Origin of the sequence: Streptomyces sp. NPDC052107, assembly GCF_040680215.1 — a bacterium.
In the GTDB taxonomy this organism is placed as follows: Bacteria; Actinomycetota; Actinomycetes; order Streptomycetales; family Streptomycetaceae; genus Streptomyces.
The window spans coordinates 16,848-31,898 of sequence record NZ_JBFAWG010000068.1; the positions used below are offsets into that span (position 1 = coordinate 16,848).

Annotated in this window: 16 protein-coding genes and 1 pseudogene; 14 read left to right on the forward strand and 3 right to left on the reverse strand. The window is 67.5% G+C overall.

Annotated features, from left to right (window positions below; all coding sequences use genetic code 11):
* The first annotated feature begins 12 nt into the window (after positions 1-12).
* Positions 13-1,326, forward strand: coding sequence for an FMN-binding glutamate synthase family protein (locus tag AB0M27_RS37395; protein ID WP_365728867.1), 1,314 nt, complete (start codon positions 13-15; stop codon positions 1,324-1,326).
* The gene (locus AB0M27_RS37400) at positions 1,323-2,519 is read left to right on the forward strand and encodes an FAD-dependent oxidoreductase (protein ID WP_365728869.1); all 1,197 of its coding nucleotides are present in this window, start codon (positions 1,323-1,325) and stop codon (positions 2,517-2,519) included. Before AB0M27_RS37395 ends, AB0M27_RS37400 begins: the two co-directional genes overlap by 4 nt.
* A 14-nt stretch (positions 2,520-2,533) precedes the next feature.
* On the opposite strand, the gene AB0M27_RS37405 is transcribed toward AB0M27_RS37400, so the two are convergent.
* Positions 2,534-2,803, reverse strand: a complete 270-nt coding sequence (locus tag AB0M27_RS37405) for a hypothetical protein (protein ID WP_365728870.1) — start codon at positions 2,801-2,803, stop codon at positions 2,534-2,536.
* A 262-nt stretch (positions 2,804-3,065) separates the two neighbouring features.
* Between AB0M27_RS37405 and AB0M27_RS37410 the strand changes: the two genes are divergently transcribed.
* Both AB0M27_RS37410 and AB0M27_RS37415 read left to right on the forward strand, forming a co-directional pair.
* Positions 3,066-4,352 (forward strand): ISAs1 family transposase, encoded by a 1,287-nt coding sequence (locus tag AB0M27_RS37410; RefSeq protein ID WP_365728872.1) that lies wholly within the window; start codon positions 3,066-3,068, stop codon positions 4,350-4,352.
* A 229-nt stretch (positions 4,353-4,581) separates the two neighbouring features.
* Complete coding sequence (locus AB0M27_RS37415) at positions 4,582-5,031, forward strand: hypothetical protein (RefSeq protein ID WP_365728874.1); 450 nt, start codon at positions 4,582-4,584, stop codon at positions 5,029-5,031.
* 1 nt (position 5,032) lies between these two features.
* On the opposite strand, the gene AB0M27_RS37420 is transcribed toward AB0M27_RS37415, so the two are convergent.
* Positions 5,033-5,173 (reverse strand): hypothetical protein, encoded by a 141-nt coding sequence (locus tag AB0M27_RS37420; protein ID WP_365728877.1) that lies wholly within the window; start codon positions 5,171-5,173, stop codon positions 5,033-5,035.
* A gap of 369 nt (positions 5,174-5,542) precedes the next feature.
* Between AB0M27_RS37420 and AB0M27_RS37425 the strand changes: the two genes are divergently transcribed.
* The 7 genes from AB0M27_RS37425 (at position 5,543) to AB0M27_RS37455 (ending at position 12,206) form a co-directional block, all read left to right on the forward strand.
* A complete protein-coding gene (locus AB0M27_RS37425) occupies positions 5,543-6,175 on the forward strand; it encodes a PAS domain-containing protein (protein ID WP_365728879.1) in 633 nt (210 codons plus the stop codon).
* Entirely contained in the window at positions 6,111-6,638 is a 528-nt protein-coding gene (locus AB0M27_RS37430; RefSeq protein WP_365728881.1) for a helix-turn-helix domain-containing protein, read from the forward strand. Before AB0M27_RS37425 ends, AB0M27_RS37430 begins: the two co-directional genes overlap by 65 nt.
* 268 nt (positions 6,639-6,906) lie before the next feature.
* Entirely contained in the window at positions 6,907-7,308 is a 402-nt protein-coding gene (locus tag AB0M27_RS37435) for a RidA family protein (RefSeq protein WP_365728883.1), read from the forward strand.
* Positions 7,309-7,499: 191 nt separating this feature from the next.
* Positions 7,500-8,909: a cytosine permease gene (locus AB0M27_RS37440; RefSeq protein WP_365728885.1), complete on the forward strand. Its 1,410-nt coding sequence runs from the start codon at positions 7,500-7,502 to the stop codon at positions 8,907-8,909.
* Positions 8,906-9,679 carry a glucose 1-dehydrogenase gene (locus tag AB0M27_RS37445; protein WP_365728887.1) on the forward strand — a complete coding sequence of 258 codons (774 nt, stop codon included), beginning with the start codon at positions 8,906-8,908 and terminating at the stop codon, positions 9,677-9,679. Before AB0M27_RS37440 ends, AB0M27_RS37445 begins: the two co-directional genes overlap by 4 nt.
* A gap of 47 nt (positions 9,680-9,726) precedes the next feature.
* Positions 9,727-10,479 carry a metal-dependent hydrolase gene (locus tag AB0M27_RS37450; protein ID WP_365728889.1) on the forward strand — a complete coding sequence of 251 codons (753 nt, stop codon included), beginning with the start codon at positions 9,727-9,729 and terminating at the stop codon, positions 10,477-10,479.
* Positions 10,476-12,206, forward strand: coding sequence for a CocE/NonD family hydrolase (locus AB0M27_RS37455; protein ID WP_365728891.1), 1,731 nt, complete (start codon positions 10,476-10,478; stop codon positions 12,204-12,206). The genes AB0M27_RS37450 and AB0M27_RS37455 overlap by 4 nt, the downstream gene beginning before the upstream one ends.
* 47 nt (positions 12,207-12,253) lie before the next feature.
* Here AB0M27_RS37455 and AB0M27_RS37460 read toward each other — a convergent pair whose 3' ends face one another.
* Positions 12,254-12,427, reverse strand: coding sequence for a hypothetical protein (locus tag AB0M27_RS37460; protein WP_365728893.1), 174 nt, complete (start codon positions 12,425-12,427; stop codon positions 12,254-12,256).
* Positions 12,428-12,556: 129 nt separating this feature from the next.
* On the opposite strand from AB0M27_RS37460, the pseudogene AB0M27_RS37465 reads away from it, so the two are divergent.
* The 3 genes and pseudogenes from AB0M27_RS37465 to AB0M27_RS37475 all read left to right on the forward strand — a co-directional run.
* Positions 12,557-12,814 (forward strand): annotated as a pseudogene (locus AB0M27_RS37465) (transposase); the annotation flags it as partial.
* 152 nt (positions 12,815-12,966) lie between these two features.
* On the forward strand, positions 12,967-13,497 hold the full coding sequence (locus tag AB0M27_RS37470) for a GNAT family N-acetyltransferase (RefSeq protein WP_365728894.1): 531 nt from the start codon (positions 12,967-12,969) through the stop codon (positions 13,495-13,497).
* A 215-nt stretch (positions 13,498-13,712) separates the two neighbouring features.
* Complete coding sequence (locus AB0M27_RS37475; protein WP_365728896.1) at positions 13,713-14,615, forward strand: transposase family protein; 903 nt, start codon at positions 13,713-13,715, stop codon at positions 14,613-14,615.
* Positions 14,616-15,051 lie beyond the last annotated feature (436 nt).

The following is a 15,051-nucleotide window of genomic DNA, read 5'->3' on the forward strand; positions in this document are numbered from 1 at the left end:
GGAGGATCTCGTATGACCACCTCGCACCTGCGCGAGTCCGCCACCTTTGACCGCTCCACCATCGCCGCGATCCATCGCGCCGCCGAGGCCGGCGTGTACGACATTCGCGGCTGGGGCGCCAAGCGGCCGTTGCCCCACTTCGACGACCTGCTCTTCCTCGGGGCGTCCATGTCCCGCTATCCGCTGGAGGGTTACCGAGAGCGTTGCGGCACCGACGTCGTGCTCGGTGACCGCAACGCGGCCTTCCCGCTCCACCTCGACATCCCGGTCACCATCGCCGGGATGAGTTTCGGGGCGCTGTCCGCGCAGGCCAAAGAGGCGCTGGGGCGCGGAGCCAGCGAGGTCGGGACGTCCACCACGACGGGCGACGGAGGAATGACGCCGGAGGAACGCGGCCAGTCGAAACACCTTGTCTATCAGTACCTGCCGTCGCGATACGGCATGAACCTGGAGGACCTCCTCAAGGCCGACGCCATCGAGATCGTGCTGGGCCAGGGCGCCAAGCCGGGCGGAGGCGGCATGCTGCTCGGTCAGAAGATCAGCGACCGGGTCGCCGAGATGCGCACGCTCCCGCCCGGGATCGACCAGCGCAGCGCCTGCCGTCATCCCGACTGGACAGGCCCCGACGACCTGGCCATCAAGATCCTCGAACTACGGGAGATCACCGACTGGGAGAAGCCGATCTATGTCAAGGTCGGTGCCTCCAGGACGTATTTCGACGTGAAGCTCGCGGTCGCAGCCGGTGCGGACGTGGTCGTCGTGGATGGTATGCAGGGTGGCACCGCCGCCACCCAGGACGTGTTCATCGAACATGTCGGCATCCCGACCCTCGCCGCGCTCCCCCAGGCCGTACAGGCACTTCAGGAACTGGGCCTGCACCGCAAGGTACAGCTGATCGTCTCCGGCGGTGTCCGCACCGGTGCCGATGTGGCCAAGGCGATGGCGCTTGGTGCGGACGCCGTCGCGATCGGCACGGCCGCGCTGATCGCGCTGGGCGACAACCATCCCCGGCATGCGGCGGAATACGAGCGGCTCGGCTCCGCGGCAGGCTTCTACGACGACTTCCAGGACGGCCGGGACCCCGCCGGCATCACCACCCAGGACCCGGGTCTTGCCGCTCGTCTGGACCCTGTGGAGGGCGGCCGCCGGATCGCCAACTATCTGCGGGTTCTGACCATGGAGGCGCAGACCCTGGCCCGCGCCTGCGGCAAGGCGCATCTGCGTCACCTGGAGCCGGAGGATCTGGTGGCTCTGACCATCGAGGCGGCGGCGATGGCCCGTGTACCGCTGGCCGGTACGTCGTGGATCCCGGGGAGTGGGCTGTGAGGATCGGTACGGCCGATGTCGTCATTGTCGGCGGCGGAATCGAGGGAACGGCCACGGCCTGGGCGCTGGCCCGGCGCGGCATCACCGATGTGGTTGTCTGTGAGCGCGACACCATCGGCTCCGGCGGCACGGGCAAGTCCAGCGGCGTCGTCCGCTGCCACTACGGCGTGGGCTCGCTCGCCGCCATGGCCTGGAAGAGCCTGCACCTCTTCGAGAACGCCGCCGACATTCTCGACCGGGACATCGGCTTCCATCAGACCGGATACCTCGTCGGCGTCGGAGAACAGAATGCCGACGCCCTTCGCGCCAACCTGGATGCCCAGCGCGCCCTGGGCATCGAGACGAGCACGATCTCCCGCGATGAGGTGGCCGCTCTGTGGCCCACCGCAGAGTTGGATGACTTCGCGGCGTTCGGCTGGGAGCCGCGCGGCGGCTACGGCGACGGGTATCTCACGGCGCAGGCGTTCGCCGCTGCCGCCCGCCGCGACGGCGTACGCGTCCGGCAGGGCACGGCGGTCACCGAACTCCTCACCGACCACAAGGCGGTATCCGGGGTCCGGCTCGCCTCCGGGGAGGAGATCGCCACCCGTTCGGTCGTCGTCGCGGCAGGCCCCTGGTCGGTCGCTCTCCTCGCATCCCTCGGCATCGATCTGCCGGTCACCGTGCACCGAGAACAGATAGTGCTGGTCTCGCCAGGCGCAGGTATCGACGTTTCCAAGGTACCGGTCTTCTCCGACCTCGTGGCCCTGCAGTACATCCGTGCGGAGACGTCTGGGGAACTGCTCTTCGGCAACAGCGACCTGAGCCGCCCGGAGCCCGCCGACCCCGACCGTTATGCCGATCGGGCCGACCCCGCCTTCCTGGAGTCAGCGGTGGAGAAACTGGCCCACCGGCTCCCTGGCCTGGCGGACGCGTCCGTGGCGAGTACGTACGCAGGCTGCTACGACGTGACACCCGACTTCAACCCGGTCATCGGCCCTGCCGGCGTCGAGGGGCTGATCGTCGCGGCCGGGTTCAGCGGCCATGGCTTCAAGATCTCTCCCGCAGTCGGTGAACTCGTCGCCGACCTCGTCCACGACGGGGACTCCCGCGACCCGAGGGTGCCCGCCGCGGACTTCCGGCTCGGCCGGTTCGCCGAGGGCAGACCGCTCACCAGCCCGAGGCCGTACGTCGGCGCAGGAGAAATGCGCTGACGGCGAGCCGGTCATCACTCGAGCCGGTGTCCTGCCCAACCGTGGAGTTGCTCGGCCTCCAAGATGTTCCTCGCGCCGAGCGCGATCGCGCAGGCCAGCTGGACCAGCGCCATCCCGCGATCCCGCCACCCCGGCCCGATGCCGTGCGGAAGCGCGCCAGTCAGGGCCCGGGTCAGCCCGACGCGGTCGGCGACCTTCCGCAGCAGCACCACCCCCGCGTGGCCGACCAGGTTCCTGCCGTCGGCCCGCACGACGAGCCGGCGATCCCATTCGGTAGCCTGCACCTGTTGGGTGTCTCTTCCTCGCGACGTTCTTGATCTCAGCAGTCAGATCATCGCAGGTGGGAGGCACCCTTCTTCTGTCGAGGCGTCAGGTCGCGTCCGTAGCTGAATTCATGAGGTCAGTGGGGTGGGTGTCAGTGACGCCGTGCACCTCGCGCAGCGCCCGCTGCGACAGCTTCGGTGACGGTGGCGTCCCCCGAATGCAGACGAACACGGCCCTTGTGGATCATGAAGGTGTCTACGCGTCAGGATCTGCAAGGTTGCCGTGTTCGTTCCACCATCATCCCCCATCGCTGTTCCGTCCCGTGTCCCGACCCCGCCCCGAAGCTCGGATGAAGTGCGGGACCTGGTCGCCGAGTTGGCGCGGGTTCCTGATCCCCGCGCACGGCAGGGCAGGCGGTTCACGCTGCCGTCCTTGCCGGCCTTGTCGATCTGCGCGATGACACCGGCCGGGAACGACTCGCTCACGGCCGTGGCGGAGTGGTGCCAGCACGCCACTGCCCCGGGACTGGCCGGCTTCGGCTTGCCCTACGACCTGCTGCTCGGTGGTTTCCGCGTCCCGAGCGAGAAGACGTTCCGCCGCGTGCTGGGCCTGCTCGATCCGGCCCAGGTCAGCGCGGCCGGCTTCGCCTACCTGCGCCCGTTGTTGGAAAACGCCGCACGACAAGCACCCACCAGGCGCACGCCCGATGGACTGATCGAGCGGGAACAACGCCGTGCTCACCGCCAAGCCGAGCAGGCCGCCCAAGCGCCCGCAGCCCGGCGACGGGCGGTGGCGGTGGACGGCAAGTGCCTGCGTGGCGCCCGGCGACCGGACGGCAGCCGCGTCTTCGTGTTGTCCGCCGTCCGGCACGGCGACGGCAGCACCCTGGCCTCCCGTGAGATCGGCGCGAAGACCAACGAAATCCCCGAGTTCCAGCCCCTGCTGGACCAGATCGACGATGCCGATCTCAAGGACGACGTGATCACCGTGGACGCCCTGCACGCCCAGCGCGCCCATGCCACCTACCTCGTCGAACAGCGCAGCGCCCACTACCTGTTCACCATCAAGGCCAACCGGAAGAAGCTCGCCCAGCAGCTGCAGAATCTGCCCTGGAAGGCCATCCCCGTCATCCACGGTGACGACAGCGCCGGCCACGGCCGCCGTGAACAGCGCCACGTCCAGGTCGTCACCGTCAACAACCTGCTCTTCCCGCATGCCCGCCAGGTCCTGCGCATCCAGCGCAAACGCCGCACGGCCGGCATGAAACGGTGGCGCACCGAGACCGTGTACGCGATCACCGACCTGCCCGTCGAGCAGGCCACCGCGGCCGAGATCGCCTCCTGGGCACGCGGGCACTGGACCGTGGAGAACACCGTCCACTGGGTCCGTGATGTTGTGTTCGGAGAAGATCTCTCCCAGATCCGCACCCGCAACACCCCCGCTGTCCTTGCCGCCTTGCGGGACCTGATCCGCGGCGCGCTCACCCTTGCCGGCTACGTCAACATCGCCTCCGCCAGGCGTGTTCACGCCGACCGGCACCGTGTCCTCAACCTCTACGGACTCACATGATCACCACGAACCCGGCATCCGGACCGAACGCCGGGGCCCTGGACCGAACGCGAGGAGAAGAACAGCGTCGCGATCGCCTCGAACGAATCGTTCGGCAAAGCGCACATGTTCCGGCGAACCTGTGCGAGGCAGCGCCGAGAGGCGTCGGGTTTAAGGGCCGGCATCGTGGTGTCAGCGCTCCCCGTTAGCATTGCGGCGCCGGTTTGGGGCAGCGCGAGAGGGGCAACACGTGGGTGCATCGGGCTGGAGGTACGTCACGCCGTATCAGAGCGACTTCGGGGCCGCGCTGCAAACTGTGCGAGCCCAGGTGCTGGCGTCTGGCGAGTACTACGGCCCCACGGAGTGGGGGCTGCCTGCGCCGGCCTCGCCGGATGATCTGTTGGAGAACGAGGTCTACTGGGAGTTCATGGGCACCTGCGGGACCCATTCGGTGCTAGACGTTGACCGGGTGATCGCCGCTGAGGACGAGCACGATTTCGGTACCGTCCGGCCGTTGAGTGTGACGGCAATCCGCGCTGGCTTCGGCTCCGATCAACCAAGCCTTGCGGACTTCGGCGGCATGGATTTCGAGGCCCTGGACAACTTGGAGGAGACCCCGAAGTGGAGCGGCCACTGCATGGTCCTCTACGCGGACGGCGTCCCGCGCGAGATTGCGTTTTGGGGAGTATCGGGCGACTGAGTCATCCATCCGGAAGGCGTCCGGAGTCGGCGCGGCCGGCAAGGTAGATCATGACACCTTCAGGATTCATGCCGAAGGCGGCAGCGACGAGTTTGGGGTCCATGGTGTTCACCAGGTCGACGAGGCGGGTGCTTCGGATCATTCGGGGCGCGTATCCGCAGTCGTCAAGGACCTGGGAAGGGTACGTGGCGGCTGGCTTCCAGCTCGTAGAAGATCGCGTCGATCGACGAGACGGGGAGCCGCTCCGCGTCCCACTGACACCTGGGCCTGGAGCGCGGCGCGACGTCGGCCGGACGGCCGCGCCCCGATTGTCACGCCCCGAGTATGGGGAGGTCAGTGCTGCGGATCACTGACACCGTGAGAGACTGCATGTTGGGGCCCGTTCGAACGGGGCGGGGGTTGTCCGTAGCCGGGTTCGGTGCGGTGTCATACGTGGAAGAGGGGCATCGGAATGCCTGCAGCAGGGCGCGTCGATCGGACCGGGAAGCGTGGGTCCGATGAGGCGGAAAGCGTGCTGCAGGCTGTCGAACCGCTGGTGGACGGTCTCGCGGCGACGTTCGGTCCGCACTGCGAGGTGGTACTGCACGACTACCGCTACCCGGAGAACAGCGTCCGCGCGGTGGCCGGGTCGGTGACTTCCCGCCATGTCGGGGGTGCGATGAGCGAGATCGGCCTCGGATTGCTGGCGCAGGGTGACGAGGCCGAGGACCAGCTCAACTACGTCACACGCACTGCTGACGGCCGTATGGTGAAGTCTTCGACGATGCTGCTGCGTACCGGCTCGGGACAGGTGGTCGGGGCCCTGTGTGTGAATCTCGACATCACCGAGCTGCGGGTGGCCGCCACCTCCCTGGCCGCGCTGGTCGGTAGTACCCCCGAGCCGGAGGCCACCGCTATGACGGTCTTCTCCGATGACATCGGCGAGGTCATCGAGACCGTGGTCGCGAAGGAGGAGGTGTCCATCGGCCGAGTGCTGCCGAGGGACACCCGTAAGGGCCGGCTCGCCATCATCGGGGCGCTGGACGCCAAGGGCGTCTTCAATCTGCCGAGGGCTGCCCAGCAGGTGGCCGCGCATCTCAATGTCTCTCGGGCGACCGTGTACGCCGATCTCAACGCGGTTCGTGGGACCGAAGCGGACGCGTAGCAGGAGCGGCCCAGACTTTCCTCGACAGATCATCCAGTACGTCACACGCACTGCTGACGGCCGTATGGTGAAGTCTTCGACGATGCTGCTGCGTACCGGCTCGGGACAGGTGGTCGGGGCCCTGTGTGTGAATCTCGACATCACCGAGCTGCGGGTGGCCGCCACCTCCCTGGCCGCGCTGGTCGGTAGTACCCCCGAGCCGGAGGCCACCGCTATGACGGTCTTCTCCGATGACATCGGCGAGGTCATCGAGACCGTGGTCGCGAAGGAGGAGGTGTCCATCGGCCGAGTGCTGCCGAGGGACACCCGTAAGGGCCGGCTCGCCATCATCGGGGCGCTGGACGCCAAGGGCGTCTTCAATCTGCCGAGGGCTGCCCAGCAGGTGGCCGCGCATCTCAATGTCTCTCGGGCGACCGTGTACGCCGATCTCAACGCGGTTCGTGGGACCGAAGCGGACGCGTAGCAGGAGCGGCCCAGACTTTCCTTGACAGATCTTCCAGGTCGTTGGACAGTGTGTCTGGCCGTCCTGGGCTGGTCTGTGCGAAGTCGCGCTGCTTCCCCGGGTGCCGCCGGTCATCACAGTCGTGAGCCGGGGGCGATTGCATGGCGCACCCACCCATTGCGCAGCGATCGATGACCAACCACATCAGTGCCAGCACACCGTTGCCGTTTGCCGATGTGTGGAAATGTTGCGTTTATTTTTTGCTCTAAAAGGGACCTAGGGGCTATTCATGAATTCTAGGCCGGTCGCACCGAAGCGGTTCTCCGACGCTGACCACCCCTACGCGGCGAGCCGCACAGCAGTAGGCTTGATTTTCGTGTCCGGACAGCTAGGCGTGCTCGACAACGAAATTGTTCCTGGTGGAATCGCAGCCGAGGCCCGGCAGGCGCTGGCGAATCTCGAGCTGCGCCTGGCGGAGCACGGTTGCGGACCGGCCGACGTCGTGAAGACGACGGTGCTGCTGGCAGACCTCGCTGATCGCATCGAATTCGACACCATCTACGCCGAGTTCTTCACCGAGCCCCGCCCTGCCCGCACCTGCTACGCGGCAGGTGCACTTCCCTACGGCGCCCGGGTAGAGGTGGAGGCGATCGCCTCGGCCGACGTTTCCCGCGATTCGGCGAAAGAGTGACATGGCAACCATTGCTACGGCTACCGGTTCGCCCGGAAAGGCCGGCCGGACGTCTGCACGGAGAGTGCCGGTACCCCTTGCAATTCCCGGCTTCTTGTTTCTGGCGATAGCGGTCACATCGCCAGTCCTTCAAGAGTCGAGGGCCGCCGTCGCCGGCGCCGACGGCTGATCTATCGCAATCGAGGAGAGTTATGAGCGACGAATCGGTGATCGCAGCCCAGGGCGCGGATCACTCCGGCGCGGACAGCCTCGATGCTGTGCCGCACAACAAGCGTGACTACTCATTCTGGGCGTTGCTGTTCGTCTTTTTGGGCATGCAGGTTCCGGTCTCCTACTTCCTCATCGGAGGGACCGTGACCGCCGGCCTGACGCTGGGCGACGCGTTTATGATCACGGTGATCGGATCGATCGTCGGCTTCGTGGTTCTCGGCGCCGTCGGGGTGATCGGCTGGCAGACCGGGGCGAGCACGATGGTCTGCACCCGGCCGGCTTTCGGGCGCTACGGGTCGTGGCTGCCCGCCTTGATCGCCTTCATCGAGTTGACCGGCTGGGACAGCGTGCATGTGCAGCTGGCCGGCAAGCTGATGGGGACCATCGGCGCTCAGTGGGGCATGGGTTACACCTCCCTCTACAGCGTCATCATCGGCCTGTCCATTGTTGTCGTGGTCAGCCTCGGACACCGGTTGCTGCGCCTTCTCGAACGGTTCCTCGTCCCGGTGGTCGTCGTGCTCGTCGCCATGGCCCTGTACGCGGTGCTCAGCGGCCAGCATCTGACCCAGCTCTGGCACACGGCCGGCAAGGGGCACCTGACCTTCATGCTGGCGTTCGACGCCATGTTCATCTCGGCACTGACCTGGGTCCCGATGGTCAGCGACTACACCAGGTACGGCAAGAGCCGACGCAGTTCGTTCTGGTCGGCGTTCCTGTCGCTGCCCGTCGCGCTGTTCATGCTCCTCGTCGGGCAGATCGCGGCGGTCGGGCTCGGCAACCCCAATGCGCTGCTGGCCATGGTGCATCACGGCACCGTCTTCGGGGTGGTGGCCTTCTTCGTCGCGATGTTCGCCACGATCGCGACCGCCGCACTGATCATGTACTCGGCGTCGATGTCGCTTCTCAACGTCGTGCCCAAGGTACCGATCCGCCGGATCAACTACGGCACCGGTGCCGTGGTCATCGTCGCAGCGGTGACGGTCAACCTGCTCGGTTCCGTGCTGAACTGGCTGTCGTTCCAGGGCATCATGCTGATCCCGCTCTTCGCGATCGTGCTGACCGACTATTACGTCGTTCGTAAGAGGCACTACGACGTCGCCGAGCTGTACCGGCCCAAGGGCCTCTACTGGGGCACCGGCGGGTTCCACATCATCGGACTGGTCGCGTGGGTGATCGGTGCGATCGCCTACGAACTCGTGCACAACGGCGTTCCCTGGCTCGGCGGCGGCGTGGTGTGCTTCGTCGTCTCCAGCATCAGCTACTGGGCGATATCCACCATCACGGGGAAGCTCCGGCCCGGCGACACCGATGCCACCGCCCGCGAGGGCCGCCCCAACCCGGCGGCAGCGTCGCCGCGTACCTCGTCGATAGAGATAGGAGATGCCTCGTGAGCTTGCAGGGAAAGGTCGCAGTCGTCACCGGTGGGCTGTCCGGCATCGGTCGGGCGATCGCGACCCGACTGGCTGACGACGGCGCCCGGATCGTACTCGGCGACAGCGCCGAGACCTCCCGTGACGACGGCACGCCCGGTGACCGGCTTGCCGCGCAGTTGGGGGACGCGGTCCTGGTACGGGGAGACGTCGGGGAGCCGGCAGATGTGGACCGGCTGTTCGATGCCGCCGTCTCCGCTTTCGGCAGCGTCGACATCCTGATCAACAACGCCGGCGTCACCGTGTTCAAATCGCTGGCCGAGCTGACCGTCGAGGACTTCGACCGCGTGATGCGGACCAACGTCCGCGGCTCGTTCCTGTGCGCGCGCCGAGCCGTGGCCCAGATGCGCCGGCAGGAAGGGCGCGGTGTCATAGTCAACGTGGCATCGAACTTCGCCTTCGTGGGCGCCACCGACGCCGTCGCCTACTCCACCTCCAAGGGCGCTGTGGCCTCGATGACCCAGGCGCTGGCCGTCGAGGTGGGCCATGACGGGATCAGGGTCAACGCCCTGTGCCCTGGGGCCACCGCGACCGAGTTCAACCGACTCCACCGCGCCCGCCCGGAGATCGCGGCCGAGTGGGAACGGATGACGCCGCTGCGCCTGGACGGCGACAGGTACCTGGCCACCCCCGCGGAAATCGCCGACGCCGCGGCGTTCCTCGCCGACGACACATCCAGGTTCATGACCGGCGCGGCGCTGGTCGTCGACGGCGGCTGGAACGCCGCATGACGGACACGACCTCGCAGCACAGGACCCTACGTAACGAAAGGAACGCCGTGAGCGACCCTGTCGGAGCACCCGGCACCCTGACGTGGCTCGGCCACGCCACCGTGCTGATGGCGACTGAGGCCGGTACCCGGATCATCTTCGACCCGTGGCTGGAGGGCAACCCCAAGCGTCCCGAGGGCCTCGCGGACATCGCGCCCCTCGACGGGATCGCCGTGACGCACGGGCACTTCGATCACATCGGCTCGGTGATCCCCCTCGCCGCCGAGACCGGCGCCCCGGTCATCTGCACCCCGGAACTGGCTGCGTACTTCACCTCGGCCGGCGTGTCCGAGGTGATCGAGATGAACAAGGGGGGCACCATCGAGGTCGGCGACGTCGAGCTCACCATGGTCTCGGCCGACCACTCATGTGGGATCGCCGTCACCGAGGGAACACCGAACGCCTACGGCGGCGACCCGGTCGGGTTCATCGCCTCGCCGCCATCCGGCCAGGGGCGGGTCTACATCTCCGGGGACACCAACGTATTCGGCGACATGGCCCTGATCCGCGACCTGTACGCCCCCGAGATCGGACTCTTCCCGATCGACGGGCACTACAACATGGGCCCCCGCGAGGCCGCCCACGCAGTCGGGCTGCTCGGCCTCGCCCGGGCGGTGCCCATCCACTACGGCACCTTCCCGAAACTCACCGGCACCCCCGAGGAACTCATCCGGCACCTGGCCCAGCGCGGGACGACGACGGACGTGGAGGTCATCGAACCCGGGCAGTCGGTTTCACTCACGGCAAGGAGCCACCAGTGACCGCCGCGGGCAGCCCGGGAATGTTCCCCGGCGTGCGCCTGGAACGAGACGTCGAGGCGACCATGCGCGACGGCACGGTGCTGCGCGCCGACGTCTACGCACCGGACACACCCGGCGACCACCCGGTACTTCTGCAGCGCATCCCCTACGACAAGTCGATCGCACAGTCGATCGTCTACCGCCACCCCTCGTGGTACGCCAGGCACGGCTACCTCGTCGTCGTGCAGGACACCCGCGGCCGCTACGCCTCCGACGGTGACTTTGCCCCGCTGCGGTACGAGGCCGAGGACGGCTATGACACCGTCCAATGGGCAGCGCAACTACCCAACAGCAACGGCCGGGTCGGCACCTACGGCTTCTCCTACGCCGGAGCCACCCAACTGCTCGCCGCAACCCAGCGGCCGCCGGCGCTCACCTGCTGCGCACCCGGCTTCACCAGCAGTGACTACTACGCGGACTGGACCTACGAGGGCGGGGCGCTGAACCTGGCGTTCATCGTCTCCTGGACGGCACAGCTACTCGCCATCCCCGACGCACTGCGCCGCGGACGGCCCGACGTCGCATCGGCGATCGCTCGCCGGCTCGGCGACGTCCCGGCGCTGTACCGCGAGCGGCCGCTCGCCGAGTTTTCGCTGCTCGCGGACACCGAGGTCGCGCAGTTCTTCTTCGACTGGCTCGAACACGACCGTCGAGACGACTACTGGCAAGAGATCTCGCTAGAGCACCGCTACGACGACATCACCGTGCCCTGCCTGCACTTCGGCGGCTGGTACGACGTGTTCTCCCCCGGCACCGTGAAGAACTACGCCGAACTCTCGCGGCGCGCCGGTGACGGGACCGACAGACACCGTCTGGTCATGGGACCGTGGGTGCACCAACCGTGGGCGCCGATCGTCGGCGGCACCGACTTCGGTGCCGAGGCGATCAACCGCATCAACGAACTCCAACTGCAGTGGTTCGACCACTGGCTCAAGGACCGTCCCACGGAACTGGGCCCACCTGTACGGCTGTTCGTCATGGGAGCCAACACATGGCTCGACACCGACTCATGGCCACCGCCGCAGACCACTGTTCAGGAGTGGTTCCTGCGCTCCGACGGCAGCGCGAACTCGTTGTCAGGCACGGGCGAACTCACGAAGAACCCACCCGCCGACGAGCCACCCGACGTCTACGTCTACGACCCGGGCAACCCCGCCCCCAGCGCAGGCGGCCGCTCCTGCTGCGACGCCTCGGTATCCCCAATGGGCCCCGCCTGCCAGCACGCGGTCGAGATCCGCAACGACGTCTTGGTTTACAGCACGTCACCACTGGAGCAACCCGTACGGGTCATCGGAAACGTCCGTCTGAAGCTTCACGCCGCAACCTCGGCGGTCGACACCGACTGGGTGGTACGGCTCGTCGACGTGGGGGAGGACGGAAGCACGGTCAACGTCAGCCAAGGAATCCTTCGAGCCCGCTACCGCGACGGACTGGACACCGCGAACCTGGTGGAACCGGGTGTCCCCTACGAGTACGACATCTCCTTGGGGCCGGCCTGCTGGGAGTTCGCCACAGGGCATCGAATCCGTGTGCAGATCACCAGCAGCGACTTCCCAGCCCACGACATCAACCCCAACACCGGCCAACGAGTGGGTGAGGTCGGGCAACTCGACGGCGTCGTCGCAACCCAGGTCATTCACCACGATGAACAGCGTCCTACGCGTCTCTTCCTCCCCGTCGCCACCTGACGCTGCGCCTGCCGAAGACCTCGGCCGGCCGACCTGACGCCGCATCTTCATCCGGCGTGCACCGAGGCCGGCGGCTTGCAAGCCGCCGGCCAGCACGGCGGACTGTCCTCGGCAAGCGTGTGCGCGGCATGCACGGCCAGTGTGGTCTTGCCGACCGCCGGCATCCCGTCGATCGCGGCCCCGCGTCGGCTGTCACTCATCCGGTCCTGCGCCGTCTGCACGATCGTACGCAGCTCCCGCGGTCGGTGAAGGCCGTGGTGTCCACCGGCAGGGTCAGCGTGAGCGGTGAGGCTGATCCTTTGGAGTGGACACCCTGACAATGGATCTTGAAGGTCCACAGGGATGTCCAGGTGGGACGCCAGTCTCCGTACTCGGAGGAGTTTCGCAAGGACGCCGTCGCGTTGTACCGAGCCGCCGGTGGCAAGCGCACGTACGCGGTAGTGGCCGCAGAGCTCGGGATCACCGGGCAGGCGTTACGCACATGGGTCCGCAAGAACACCGCCCAGCACACGTTGGAGCACCGCGTGGGCGGGGCCGGCCAGAGTCCGGCTGCGGAGCTTGCTCGGCTGCGGGCGGCGAACGCCCGGCTGCTCAAGGCGGAGCACGGCTCGGTCCGCGATTGATGGTGGGAGTGCTCCGTCTCGGGGGGCAGCTGATCTGGGGTGTGCGAGGACCGTTGACCAGCCCGGGGGTGTGATGGGCGGTGCTCGGTCGGGATATTCGATGGTCGCCGCTTGTTAGTGGTGGTCATACTGCCGCGATGGATCCAGTGACGCTTGAGACCGACCGTCTGGTGCTGCGGGCCTTCGCACCTGCCGACGTGGATGCGGTGTACGAAGCCTGCCAGGACGAGGACATCCAGTTCTACACCCCGGTGCCGGTGCCGTACCGGCGTGCGGACGCGGAGAAGCTCGTCGGCGAGAAGCTGCCCGCTCAGTGGGCCGAGGACAGGGACTACACCCTCGGCGCGTTCCGCAAGGACACCGGCGCCCTGGTCGGCTCGTACTGCCTGACCCTCGTCAGCCGCGGCGTCTGGGAGCTCGGTTACTGGGCGGTCAAGGAACAGCGCGGACGCGGGTACTCGGTGGAGGCCGCTCGGGCCCTGTGCGACTGGGGCTGGGACACCCTCGACGTCCACCGCATCGAGTGGTGGGCCATGGCCGGGAACACCGGCTCGCGTGCCGTCGCCGAGAAACTCGGCTTCGCCGTCGAAGGGACGCTACGCAATCGCGGCATCGCCAACGATGGCAAGCCGCACGACTGGTGGGTGGGCGGACTGCTGAGGCCCTGATGCTCGGTCCGGTGCTTGGCCGGCCGTGTTTGCTCTTCTGCAGGGAAGTTCCCAGCTCGGACAGTTCCCGCAGAAGAGCCACACCATTGATCATCGGCAGGCAGCCGTGACGGGGCAGTGGCCGCACGGGTTCTTCGAGTGTGACCAAGAAGTGGGCCCGTGCGGCCTTGACCCATCCTGCCTTCTGCGGCGTCTCGCGTGCACATCTCGGCTTCTTGATCGAAGAGTTGGCCGATCTGTGGCTCGCCCGGTGCGAGTCGGAGCTTCGTGAGCGGCGTGGTGCCGAGCGGCAGCGGGAGGCCGGTGCCGGCCCGAAGCACGACCTGGTCTTCACCGACCGCCTGCTCGTCACCCTGGTCCACCTACGCACCGGGCTCCCGCACGCCGCGCTCGCCGAGCTGTACGGCGTCGCCCGCTCCACGATCTCCCGCGCCATCGGGGAGATTCGCCCGTTGCTGGCCGTGCGTGGCTTCGCAGTCCCCGACGACTCCGGCGTACGACTTCGGACCCTGGCGGACGTGTTCGCCTACGCCGAGGCCGCGGGGATCCGGTTGCGGAGCGATGGTGCCGAGACCCAAGTTCGCCGCCCGAAGGCAGGCAGGCCCGGACGGCGGGCTTTTGTCTCCGGCAAGAAGAAGCAGAACACCATCAAGACCACCACCATCAGCGACGGCCAGGGCCGCCTGCTGTGGTCGGGTGCGGACCGTCCGGGCCGTATACACGACCAGACCGCGATGCGCACCGAGGGTATCGCCGAGCAGTTCCGGCTCCACCCGAAGGTGACGGCCGAGGTCGACGAGGGCTACCGAGGGCTGGCCAACGAGTTCCCCGGCCAGATCAGCGCCCCGCCGAAGAAGCCGAAGGGCGACGCGCCGCTCGGCGAGCAGTACGCCTGGCGGGAGATGCGTCGACGGCAGTCCTCGGAGCGGATCTGCGTCGAGCACGCCAACGCCGAATTGCGGCAGTGGCGCCCGCTCCAGCGCTACACCGGCTCACGCGAGGACTATGCCGCGACCCACCAGGCGATCGCTTCATTGGTTTCGGACCGTTCGGCTCGCCGACCTACCCGCCGCAAGCCGAGCACCGAGCTCGTGCCCGCCCGGCAGGCCGCCTACTGATCAACCACCAGCCGACCCGCCAGGCCAGCACGCCCAAACCTCAATCGCGGACCAAGTCGTAATAGTTGGTTTCGGTGGAGCGGGAACCCACTCCCTGATCTGCTCGCTCCACTCCCGATGGACCCCAATGAACGTGGTCAGCATCGAGATCACGGAGTTGGGGTGGCCCGACGCTTGGACCGTCACCCACGCCCCCCGAGGCGTCGACGACGGCGCACACACTGTCGACCCGGACCCTGCCTTGCTGCCCGGGCGGGCGGGACGCGTGCTCCCATGGGCCTGGGTTAATCGCTGGTGTGCGGCCCGGTGGCACCTGTATGTTGGCATCGCGACCGCGCCTGCGATGCGCCCGGCTGCGGCTACTTCCTTCTGACAACCAAGTGACGCCGCCGCCCCCTTTGATCTCGGCAGGCGCGGGCGTCTTCGCCCCGTCGGA